The following is an 11,895-nucleotide window of genomic DNA, read 5'->3' as shown; positions in this document are numbered from 1 at the left end:
TTCTATTGCCACTCTCTCATTCTCTTTACCATACAAAAATAGGCCCTGAGTAGGCGTGCTACCTCAGGGCTATCCTTTATATAAATATACACTACATATCCAACAACCAGCCTATCACTTACTCTAGTTCAATCCACTCGCCGAGCAACGTGTCCAGCTCCGCTTGCAGCTGCTCACGCACGTCCCACAGCTCCGCCATGCGCGCCGTGTCACTACCAGTACCGAGCAGCTCCAGCTCGGCATCTGTCGCCGCCAATTCTGCTTCCTTGGCGGCAATCGCCCGCTCCAAGCGCTCGCGGGACGCAGCGGGTGAGCGGGATGGCTTCGCCGCCTTCGCTCCGCGTGCCCCACCCCGGGCATCGGGCGCCCCCAAGCGACCTGCCGACCCGGAGCGAGCACGGCTCGCATCGGCTCCGGTGGTCGCTCCTGTCCGCGAAGCCGTTCCCGCATCATTGCTTGCTGCGCCAGCAGGCGTAGCTAGGCCCGAGCCTGAGCCGCCACCAGATGCGGCTCTACTTGCAGATGCCGATCGTCCCCCTGCATCCGCCCCACGTTGCAAGCGAGCGTTTTCCAGCTCCCGCTTCTTCGCGCGGTATTCATCGAAGCCGCCCAGATAAAAGAACAGCTTCCCGTTCTCCAGCTCCCACACGCGCCCTGCCAGCTTGTTCACAAAGTAGCGGTCATGTGAAATCGCCAGCACCGTTCCCGTGTAGGTGCCCAGCGCTTCCTCCAAGGCCTCACGGGAATCGATGTCCAGATGGTTCGTCGGCTCATCCAGCACCAACAAATTCGGCTTTTTCATAACCAGCAGCGCCAGCCGCAGGCGGGACCACTCCCCACCGGACAGCATTCTCACGGGCTTAAACACATCCGCGCCGTAAAATAAATACTTCGCCAGCAGCCCACGCGCCTCGCCTTCTTCCAGCCCTGCTTCCTCCTTGAAGTAAGCAAGCACCGTCGCCCGGCTATCCCGTTCTCTCTCTTGCTGCGCCAAATATCCGTACTCGACGCGCGCGCCCCATTGGACCGTGCCTGCATCTACGCTTTCCTGACCAAGCAACAGCTTGAGCAGCGTCGTTTTGCCCGCGCCGTTATCGCCTAACAAAGCTACCTTTTCACCGAATTCCAGGCTGCCCGTTGCCCCGTTTAAGATCTGACGTTCTCCATAGGCTTTGGTGATTTCCTCGAATTGAAGCACCCGGCGACCGGAGCGATCCTCCAACTTTAAGTGAAACTCCGCACCTTGAGGGTCCAATACAGGTCGCTTCACCAGTTCCATTCGTTCCAGCGCCTTGCGAATTGAGGCTGCCTTTTTGAAAAACTTTTCGTTGTCGCCATTGCGTCCCCACTCTTCCAAACGCCGAATGGTCTCCTTCATCTTTTTGATCCGCTTTTGCTGTTCCTTATAATCCTCAAATTGCAGCAGCAGACGTTCTTCCTTTTCCTTAACGTAGCCGCTGTAATTCGTATAGTACGTAAAGGCCTCGCCATCCTCCAGTTCGATCATCTTGCCAGCAACTCGATCCAGAAAATAGCGGTCATGGGATACAACCACACAGGCCCCGGTGTAGCTCTGCAAAAATTGCTCTAGCCATTCCAGCCCTTTCAAATCCAGATGGTTGGTTGGCTCATCCAGCAGCAGCAAATCCGGCCGACCAATGAGCTGTGATGCCAGCGCTATTTTGGTTTTTTCTCCGCCTGACAGTGATCCGAAGTTGCGCGTATACATAGCTTTGGGAATACCTAGCCCATCCGCTACCTGATCCATATTTGCATCCATTTCATAGCCGCCGTTACGCTCAAACTGCTCCTGTAGGGAAGCATACGTTTGCAGCATCTTCTCCAACAGCTCCGGATTCGCTGCCACAACCGGATCTGACATTTCCCGTTCGAGCGTGCTCATCTGATTGCGGCAATCCATCAGTTCACGATAGGCGTAAGCCAGCGTTTCGTATACGGTGAAGCTCTCAAACTCCGCCGGGATTTGCGGCAAGTAGCCGATTTTCGTATCTTTGGCAATGACAAGCTGCCCTTCATCCGGGCGGGACAAACGTGCAATCAGACGTAAAAGGGTGGTTTTACCGCTTCCGTTGCGGCCGATGAGCCCCACCTTTTCTCCCTTATGGATATCAAACGTTACACCATCTAAAATCAGATTGGCAGCGTGGTATTTTTTCAATTGTTGACCGTTTACAATATACATGTTCAGGCTCTCCTTTATTTAGGAAGACCCTTACCCAGGTAACACAAAAAGAGCCGCAGGAGCAAGCCCGCGACTCTTCGGAAGGTACAGCAATCCGTTCGAGTTAAGGTAGGCGTCTTCTCGCGATGTTTACAACCGTATGATTAAAATTGGACAGACTTCTCCCGTTGTATGGAAAAGCATGAACAATGCCAGCCATAGCAATCGGCAGCTGGCTAATACGGTTGTTCAGCATCTCGTGATTCACCTACCTCACCCCCTTCTTCATAATTGGAAGTAGTATAACATGTTTTTTCGAATAATAAAAGGGAGAAATATCCTACTGGGCTATGAGACGGAGTGGTGTCCTCTGACTGTCTGCGATGTCCCGGCTCTGGTAATCGAAAATACGCCGCAGACAAAAGCAACAATCACAAATGCCCCGCCCACCCAGGCGTTCGTGGCAACAGAAGTACTATTATCAATCACTACCCCTCCCAAGGCAGAACCGAGGGCGATCCCGACCTGGAGTGCAGAGAAATTAAAGCTTTGCTGAATACTGCCTGATTCGGGTGCATTTTCAATAAGATAACTTTGCATTGGGGGCGACAAGGCCCAGCTCAGGATTCCCCAGATGATCAGAAGCGGCACAAACACATACATCGAGTGAATCGAGAACGGCAGCAGGAACATCACAGCGATAAACACACCTACGACAATGAGAATACTTTTCGCTGTGCCGAATCGGTCGGCCAAAGAGCCGCCAATAAAGCCGCCGCTCACTGCCGCCAATCCAAAGACAAAATAGGCGACACTCACCCATGAAGCGTTCAAGCCCATCAGGTTTTCCAAAAACGGAGTGAAGTACGCATACAACGTGTAGTGTCCCGCCAGTGTCAGCGTAGTGACCAGATGGGCACTGATCACTTTAACATTTTTCAAGGACTTCAATTGCTCACGCATAGGCACAACATGCTCTGTCGGAATCCGTTCCATAAACAAGTTCATAATGATCATAGAAACTACGGTCAGCAAGGCAATAATCAGAAATAGCACCCGCCAGCCAAACGCATTTCCAATCAGCACCCCGGCTGGGATGCCTAGCACGATAGAGGAGCTGACCCCCATGGAGATCACACCGAGAACGCGGGCCTGATAAGCTTTGGACACCACTTTAACCGCAATGGTTAGTGACAATGTCACGATCAACGACCCACTTGCAGCAGTAACGATACGAGATATAAACAACACAGCATAGTTCGGACTCCAGAAAGCCAGCAGACTTCCCAGGATAAAGATAAACATCGACCACAAATACAGTCGTTTTCGTTCAATTTTGGCGGTCAACGCCAACAAAGTCGGCCCGGCAATAGCGTACACAAGCGCATAGATCATGATAAGCTGTCCTGCCGTGCTTACAGAGACATTCAAATCCTGTGCAATCTGGGGCAGCACGCCACCAATAATCAACTCCACCAGACCTACCGTAAAGGTCGCAATGGTTAAAATAACTACTTTGAAGTTCATTACATTAGCTCCTTTGCTGTCATGTAATTCCCTCGCATCACGCAAAAAAATCCTGACCACAAGAAATGTACAAGACGTACACTTTTTGTAATCAGGATTTATCGGTTCCTGGTAGAGACCCTCAAACCATATTATTGAGGTTATACAAATGGGGCATTCATTTATTACGCTTCACGAAGGTTATAGCTATTACTATAAAGGAGCCTCTGGTTAAGTTCAACCCCTACAGCCGCAAAAATTCGCTCATGGAACGATCTGACAGATAGGGTAAATACTCATGACCATATTCGTGATACACAAGCAATTCCTTGTCCGATACGATTTTATTGTACACTGCGAACTGTGTGGAAGGTGGGCAAATCACATCGGATAGCCCTGTCACGAATAGCACCCGTCCTCGAATACGGTCTGCTAAATGTTGAATGTCGATGTAGCCTAAGCGGTGAAACACTTCGCTCTCACGTACATGATTGGGATCAAACCAGCGAAAATAATAAACCAGTTCCTCATAGGCCGATGTCGTTGCATCCAGCGCCCAAGCTCTTTTATAATCCGACAGGAACGGATATACCGGGACCGCCACACGGACACGCGGCTCCAATGCAGCGCAGGCAACCGTTAGTGCCCCGCCTTGGGAGCAGCCAAATGCACCGATCCGTTCAGGGTCAACCTGCTCCATAGACATTAGAATGCGCACCGTCTGTACCGTATCCAAAAATACGTTGCGGTAATACAACCGATCCGGGTCCGGGTCGTCAATCCCGCGGATAATATGGCCGCGAACCGTCGTTCCCTGAACCTGCAAATTGTCCTCGGACAGTCCACCTTGTCCTCGGCAATCCATAGCCAGCACAGTGAATCCGTGTGCCGCATAGCTCACCTTGTCGAACCAGTCGCCACTATCGCAGGAATACCCATGGAACATCGCCAAGGCTGGACCTTGTTCCGTAAGATGCTTGGGACGAGCCAGCTTCCCATGTACCCTTGCCCCGCCCACTCCAGTAAAATACAGATGGTAACACTCCACCAGCGGAGAGACAAAATCGGCAGGCTCCAGTGTATATTCCAGTGGCTGTCGTTCCAGCTCCTGTAGCGCCCGTTCCCAGTACATATCAAAATCCTGCGGCTTTGGATTACTTCCCATATAGGATTGTAGCTGCTGTAAAGACATATCCTCCGGCATGTAAATTCCCTCCTACATCCGGCCTGACTCACGGTCATCTGCAACTACTTCATCCGTTGCGATGACATACTCCATAATGTCAGATACTGTCGTGTATGCGATACCTACATACGTATCAGCGGCTCCATAATAAATTGCAATTCTTCCGGTGTCCGCATCGTGCAGTGTAGCACACGGGAACACCACATTCGGCACAAAGCCACGCTCTTCGTACCATTCCTCCGGGGTCAACACGAAATTGGAGGAACGATATTTAACTTTGGACGGATCATCCAGATCAAGAACAGCTACTCCCATGCTGTATACCAGTCCATTGCACGTGCCTGTCACCCCGTGATAGAACATCAGCCAGCCCTCTGTCGTCTCAATCGGTGCCGGTCCGCCGCCAATCTTCACCGATTGCCACCAGCCCTGACCGCCCTTGCTCATTACATGACGGTGCTTGCCCCAATAGACCAAGTCAGGACTTTCGCTAAGGAAAATATCCCCAAATGGCGTATGACCACTGTCGCTCGGACGGGATAGCAACATAAAGTTTCCATTTAGCTTGCGAGGTAACAGCACTCCGTTGCGATTAAACGGCAAGAACGGATTTTCCAATCGCACAAAGCTTTTGAAATCCTTCGTTTGTGCGATCCCCAGCGCTGCTCCATAAAAATCTGTGCACCAGATGATATAATACGTATCTTCCACTCGAACCAGACGCGGATCGTAAGCATAATTAGGCTGATACTCATTCCCTTCCTCATCGACCAAATGCAGACGCTCTGTCTCAATGTCCCAAGCCAGCCCATCGTCACTCCAGCCGAGATGCAAATGCGGACGTCCATTAATCGTTTCAGCACGAAATATTCCTACAAACCGTCCTTCATACGGAGCTACTGCACTGTTGAAAATACGGGCAATGCCGGGTACCGGATTCCGTCCAATGACCGGGTTTTCAGTATGCCTCCACACCGGAGCCTCGCTACCTTCGGGCTTATCCTGCCACGGCATTTTCGACAGGCTATCTCCTACAATTCGTACGTTACCTACATCCAAATCCACATTCAATTTACTCATACTTGACTCTCCTCTCACCTAGACACTAAATTTTAATTTTTCTATTTGACTGAACCCTGTGCAAATCCGTTATAGATATACTTTTGTAATGATAAAAACGCAACCAGCGTCGGAATAATCGCAATGATGATGCCTGCACTAATGACCTCCCATTGCGATCCGTATGGCCCTTTAAACTTAAACAGTGCCGTCGATATAACCTGAAGACTTGTTTTGGGCATATACAGGAACGGGGTGTAAAAATCATTGTAAATATTAACACCCTTGATGATGATTACCGTCACAATGGCAGGCTTCAGCAGCGGCAAAATAATGCGCCAGTAGATGGTCAGATAGGAAGCCCCATCCAACATGGCCGACTCATCCAGCGCCACTGCGATGGAATCCAGAAACTGAAGGAAAATATACACCGCAATAATATCGGTCCCCAAATAAAGTAAAATGGCTGCCCAAGGTGTGTTAAACAGTTCCAGTTTGTTAATGATCTGGAATGTCGATACCTGTGTCGTCACCCCCGGAATGAGCGTGGCGAGTAAGAACGCACCCAGCATGAGACTTTTACCTTTAAATTTAAAACGATTCAAAATATACGCAATCATGGAACCGGTCAACGTAGCCCCGATGATGGAGATCAGCAAAATAAAGGCTGTGTTCAAAAATCCGGTTAGCATATTTCCATCCACAAAGGCTTTGGCGTAGTTCGCCCAGTTCAGCCAGTTCACCGGGGGAGTCAGAGGACTGCTTGCCGCATATTCAGCCTTCGTCTTCAAAGATGCAAACAAAATCACAACAATCGGCAGTAGAGCAATGAACGCACCTAGCAATAGCGCGGCATACTTGATGCTGTTTGCCAGCAATCTTTTTAGCTTATACATGATTAGTCCTCCTCCCCCCGAATCAGCAACCGCTGAAGCAACGTAACAGCAATTACGATCAACAGCAGAACAACCGCCATCGCCGAGGCCAAACCAACCTTGCTGTATTTGAATGCCACATCAATCGTCTGAATGACGAACGTTTTACTACCGTTGGAGCCACCGGTCATAATGTAAGGAATATCGAATGCACTGATCGCACCGCTAATTGCCAGGATCAGGTTCAGCTGCAAAATTCGCTTGATAGTCGGCAAAATGATAGAGCGGAACTGATGCCAGCGGTTGGCTCCGTCGATATCGGCTGCTTCATACAGATCACTGGATATAGAAGAAATCGCACCTAGAAACACAATAAAGTTAAAGCCCATGTATCTCCAGATCGACGTACCAGCCAGCGAAATATTAATAATCTCCGGGTTGCCCAGCCACAGCTTGACATACGAACCCAGCCCCACTGCCTGAAGCAGAGTATCGAGGGTACCGTCCGGTTTAAAAAAGAATAGAAAAATAAAACCAATCGCCACCCCGTTCATCAGGGAAGGAAAGAACAAAATGCCTTTAAAGAAATTTTTAAACCAGGTTTGAAAGCTGAGAATGGTTGCAAAATAAAGGGCCAAACCCATCTGTACAAACGTGGCTACAAAGTAATACAGACTGACCTTAAACACCGAGAAATACTCGGGGTCGGTAAAGATTTTGATATAGTTTTCAAAGCCCACATATTCCAGACGCTTACTATAGCCGTTCCAGTCCGAAAAGCTGTATTTAAACATATTGATCACCGGCAAGTACGCAAAAGTGACCAGCAGCGCCAACGGAATAAATGAAAAGGCAACAATAATCGCTAATCTTTGTTTGGAGTAGCTGAGATTCGAAAATTTAAACATGCTGCACCTCCTGGCTATCCGTCCATCAACTGCCACTTCAATCTCTTCTTATGGTCAGTTCAGATGGCTATTTTGCTTCCTTGGCTGCCACTTCAGCACGCGCCTTCACCCATGCATCGTTCAGATCCTTCATAATGGTGTCGTACGATTCCGGGCGGTTACCCACCGCTGCCTCAATAATGCGTTTCTTGAAATCAGGCTGCCACAAGCCGATTTCTCCCGTTTTATCGATTTTATCGACAATTCCTTCCTGCCCCTTCGGAGACGGAGTGAGAGGCTCAAAAACAACTCCCTCTTTCTCATACTGCTTTAAAATGGCAGGCATTTCGGCACCTTTCAGCGGACTAATGCTGCCTGCCTGCTCTACGGCATAGTTGGATTTTTCGGTAAACCAATCCACCCAGGCACGGGCCGCCTCTTTATTTTCACTGTTTACGTTAATAGCGAGGTTAAAGTCACCTGCCAGCGGTACAAGTACCTTGGAAGCATTCGTCGGGAAAGGCATAAAACCGATATCATCCTTGTTAGAAGCTACGCTTTTGATTTGATCAATTGCCCAAGAGCCAAGCACCATCGTACCGATTTTGCCTTGAGCAAGATCCGCCTTGGAGGTCTCCCAATCGGTAGTCGTTGGATCTTTCTCAATCAGACCATTTTTAGCTGCATCGTACAGGACCTTGTACAACTCATAGTGGGGCTGACCCTTCGTGAAATTGTCATCTGAATTCGGTTGTGTGACATTCACGTATTCCTTCGTACCCGCTACTGTCGCCAGGCTAGACTCCCACTGGGTCAGTGCCCAACCAGAGGCATAGTTCGTAAACAGCGGTACTGCCTTGGTTTTGTTCTTAATTTGCTGTAACGCTTTCAGGAATTGATCCGGTGTTTTAGGAATTTGTGTGATTCCTGCTTCCTTGAACACTTTTTTGTTATAAATCACGCCAGAGTAAACCATCGCAATCGGAATACCGTAGCTGTTACCATCCACTGTACGTTCTTCAATGCCGGTATACTTGTTTTTCATCTCGTCATAAGTACCTAGTGGCTCAAAAAAATTAGGAAGCTCCTCAATCGGAATGCTGCCAGGAATCAGCAACACATCTCCGTAATCCCGGGTTCCCATCCGAATTTTAATTTGACCATCATAATCGGCCAATGCCTGAAAATTGACCTTCACGTTCGGATAAAGTTTGTTAAATTCCTTGGCGTAATCCTGAAATACGGTATCCACAATATCTGTCCGCTGTGTGATCACCGTAATTTCCCCTTCCGGACCCTTCGGATCAGAACCGGCAGCTGGCGCATCTTTCTTTGAGCTACAGCCAGTAAACAGCCCCGCTATCAAAAGCACGGATAGTAATGACATCAAAACCTTGGACAACTTCATGAGACGACCCCTCCTGTTGTTTTTAATAAGGTTATCGTTAAACTAACAAAATCATTTTATTATGTTAGCGCTTACTGTGTCAATTACAATATTTTTTTGTAAAATATCGTGGTCCTCTTCTTGTAAAAAACACGAATCTAGCATGGTTGACAGTTTATAAACACCTAGATATGATACTTCTGTAAGGTTAACGATAAACTAATAAATAATTTTCCGAAGGAGGCTTTGTCTCTTGGAAACACTAGTACACGAAATTAGACAGGAATGGAAGGAACACATACTCCCATTCTGGTTAGGCTTGAAAGATGAAACGCATGGCGGATTTTATGGAGAGGTAGACGTGGATCTGCACATCCATAAACAAGCGGACAAAGGTGGCATCGCCACTGCGCGACTACTTTGGTCTTTCTCAGCAGCAGCCCGTGTAACTGGGGAACGCGCCTATGCAGACGCGGCACGACATGCCTTTACATTTCTGCAAGATCACCTGCTTGACCCGTTACATGGAGGAATGTACTGGATGGTGGACTACACCGGGCAACCTGTGGATACGTGTAAGCATATCTACGCGCAGGCATTTGCCATCTATGCGCTGGCAGAATATGCACGAGCTACGGATGACCCGAATGCATTGCCACTGGCAATGGAACTGTTTCACCTTGTGGAGCAGAAAGGATATGATCCTGCTCTACAGGCATACGGTGAACAATATGATCGTTCGTGGAACGCGCAGCCTAATGAGCTACTCAGCGAAAATGGAGTTACCGCGCATATTACCATGAATACGCATATTCATGTTTTGGAAGCGTATACCCAATTGCTGCGTGCCTACCCAAACGAAGAGGTTCGGGACGCACTGAAGAACGTGCTGGACATTTTATACCATCGTGTTTACGATGCTTCCGCCCGGCGCTTGGGAGTCTTCTTCGACCGCGAATGGCGCTCACTGCTCGATCTGACCTCATATGGTCACGACATCGAAGCCAGCTGGTTGATGGAGGACGCAATGAATGTACTGGGTTATCATCCATCCGAGTATGTGAACATGGTGGTGGATATTGCCGGCGCGGTAGCTGAGCGGGCTATTCAGCCAGACGGATCGCTCATCAACGAGCGGGAGGGAGAGCGGGTAGACACTTCACGTATCTGGTGGGTACAGGCCGAAGCAATGGTTGGTTTTTACAATGCGTTTCAGCGGACACAGGATGAACGATTTTTGCAAATCGTAAGAAATCTATGGACTTATACCCGCCAATATATCATCGACCCGCGCGCCGGAGGCGAATGGTTTTGGTCGGTTCAAGCCGACGGTAAGCCTGACGCGAGAGAGATTGCAGGCCCTTGGAAGTGCCCATATCATAACAGCCGATTTTGCATTGAAATGCTGGAAAGGATGGATAAACAATGATTCATAACAAATACGATGAGCTGCTAGCGCAGCAAGAAGAACTGATTACGCGCCCCAATGAGGTTAAAACCTCCTTTTACAATGGTATCTATGAACGCTACCTCTATCCGGTGCTCACACGCCATCATGTTCCCATTCACTGGCGGTTTGACCTGGATGCACAAACCAACCCCTTTTTCATGGAACGACTGGGTGTGAATGCGGCATTGAATCCTGGAGCGATCTATCATGAAGGAAAATACATTCTTGTTTCACGCACCGAGGGACTGGATCGAAAGTCGTTTTTTGCCTTGGCAGAGAGCGATAACGGTATTGATCAGTTTCGGTTCATTGATGCTCCCTTAGTATGGGATGATATCGACCCGGATGAAACCAATATGTACGATATGCGGCTGGTGAAGCATGAGGACGGCTGGATTTACGGTATTTATTGCTCGGAGAAAAAGGACCCTGACGCGCCAGCCCACGATACCTCCAGCGCTGTCGCTCAGGCTGGACTGGTCCGCACTCGTGATCTCCGCACATGGACCCGGCTTCCCAACATCACTACCCAGTCCCCGCAGCAACGCAACGTTGTCCTGCACCCCGAATTTGTGGACGGTCAATATGCTTTCTATACTCGTCCCCAAGATGGGTTTATTTCCACCGGCTCAGGCGGAGGCATTGCGTTCGGTCTCTGCAAAGATATTACGCAGCCCGTGATTGAACATGAGACAGTCATTGACGAGCGCTACTATCATACGGTATACGAAGTCAAGAACGGGCAAGGTCCTGCTCCGATCAAAACGAGTCGCGGCTGGATTCATATCGCTCACGGGGTACGCAATACAGCCGCCGGGCTGCGATATGTGCTGTATACCTTTGCCACCAGTCTGGAAGACCCTACGCGTGTCATTGCCAAGCCTGGCGGGCATTTTCTGGCTCCTTATGATGAGGAACGCGTGGGTGATGTTTCGAATGTTATTTTCTGCAATGGGGCAGTCGTTAATGAACGAGATGAAGTCTTCATATACTACGCGTCCAGTGATACCCGTATCCACGTAGCGACGACCACCATTGCCCGTCTAGAAGACTACACCTTCAATACACCGTCCGACCCATTGCGTTCTCTCGGCAGCGCCGCTATCCGCCGTGAGCTGATCCATCGCAATGAAGCGCTATTGCAAGCAAGCAACCGTCCTTCCCAGCAGATCTAAGCCGTAAGCTTTATCCTGCTTGTGGAACCATGTATACTATCCATAGAACAACTGTTACCCGCAGGCTAATTGTTGTTCTATGGGCAGCTATGGCTGCCAGTCCTTGTATCTTTACAGAGCAGCTGCACCGCTAAGCTAATTGAATTTCTACAAGCGGATAAGCTATCCATATTCACCCCAGCATTTTG

Annotated in this window: 10 protein-coding genes and 1 riboswitch; of the genes, 2 read left to right on the top strand and 8 right to left on the bottom strand. The window is 49.2% G+C overall.

What is annotated here, in order from left to right:
- Window positions 1-118 precede the first annotated feature (118 nt).
- The 8 genes from abc-f to ACXHJ2_RS25400 form a co-directional block, all read right to left on the bottom strand.
- The gene (gene abc-f, locus ACXHJ2_RS25435; protein WP_165079849.1) at window positions 119-2,203 is read right to left on the bottom strand and encodes a ribosomal protection-like ABC-F family protein; all 2,085 of its coding nucleotides are present in this window, start codon (window positions 2,201-2,203) and stop codon (window positions 119-121) included.
- Window positions 2,204-2,306: 103 nt separating this feature from the next.
- Window positions 2,307-2,450, bottom strand: coding sequence for an RAxF-45 family protein (locus ACXHJ2_RS25430; RefSeq protein WP_016822706.1), 144 nt, complete (start codon window positions 2,448-2,450; stop codon window positions 2,307-2,309).
- Between the two features lie 80 nt (window positions 2,451-2,530).
- Window positions 2,531-3,709 (bottom strand): MFS transporter, encoded by a 1,179-nt coding sequence (locus tag ACXHJ2_RS25425; protein ID WP_013373631.1) that lies wholly within the window; start codon window positions 3,707-3,709, stop codon window positions 2,531-2,533.
- Between the two features lie 68 nt (window positions 3,710-3,777).
- A riboswitch (purine riboswitch) is annotated at window positions 3,778-3,877 on the bottom strand.
- Window positions 3,878-3,932: 55 nt separating this feature from the next.
- On the bottom strand, window positions 3,933-4,892 hold the full coding sequence (locus ACXHJ2_RS25420) for an acetylxylan esterase (protein WP_165079850.1): 960 nt from the start codon (window positions 4,890-4,892) through the stop codon (window positions 3,933-3,935).
- A gap of 12 nt (window positions 4,893-4,904) precedes the next feature.
- A complete protein-coding gene (locus ACXHJ2_RS25415; RefSeq protein ID WP_013373633.1) occupies window positions 4,905-5,954 on the bottom strand; it encodes a glycoside hydrolase family 130 protein in 1,050 nt (349 codons plus the stop codon).
- Between the two features lie 41 nt (window positions 5,955-5,995).
- On the bottom strand, window positions 5,996-6,829 hold the full coding sequence (locus ACXHJ2_RS25410) for a carbohydrate ABC transporter permease (RefSeq protein ID WP_025676717.1): 834 nt from the start codon (window positions 6,827-6,829) through the stop codon (window positions 5,996-5,998).
- A 2-nt stretch (window positions 6,830-6,831) separates the two neighbouring features.
- On the bottom strand, window positions 6,832-7,716 hold the full coding sequence (locus tag ACXHJ2_RS25405) for a carbohydrate ABC transporter permease (protein WP_013373635.1): 885 nt from the start codon (window positions 7,714-7,716) through the stop codon (window positions 6,832-6,834).
- 67 nt (window positions 7,717-7,783) lie between these two features.
- Window positions 7,784-9,103, bottom strand: coding sequence for an ABC transporter substrate-binding protein (locus ACXHJ2_RS25400; protein ID WP_165079851.1), 1,320 nt, complete (start codon window positions 9,101-9,103; stop codon window positions 7,784-7,786).
- A 232-nt stretch (window positions 9,104-9,335) separates the two neighbouring features.
- Between ACXHJ2_RS25400 and ACXHJ2_RS25395 the strand changes: the two genes are divergently transcribed.
- Both ACXHJ2_RS25395 and ACXHJ2_RS25390 read left to right on the top strand, forming a co-directional pair.
- Complete coding sequence (locus ACXHJ2_RS25395; protein ID WP_165079852.1) at window positions 9,336-10,511, top strand: AGE family epimerase/isomerase; 1,176 nt, start codon at window positions 9,336-9,338, stop codon at window positions 10,509-10,511.
- On the top strand, window positions 10,508-11,707 hold the full coding sequence (locus tag ACXHJ2_RS25390; RefSeq protein WP_165079853.1) for a glycoside hydrolase family 130 protein: 1,200 nt from the start codon (window positions 10,508-10,510) through the stop codon (window positions 11,705-11,707). Before ACXHJ2_RS25395 ends, ACXHJ2_RS25390 begins: the two co-directional genes overlap by 4 nt.
- The last annotated feature ends 188 nt before the right edge of the window (window positions 11,708-11,895 follow it).

Source organism: Paenibacillus sp. ALE3, from assembly GCF_054113405.1.
This window is presented reverse-complemented; position numbering and strand designations above follow the sequence as displayed.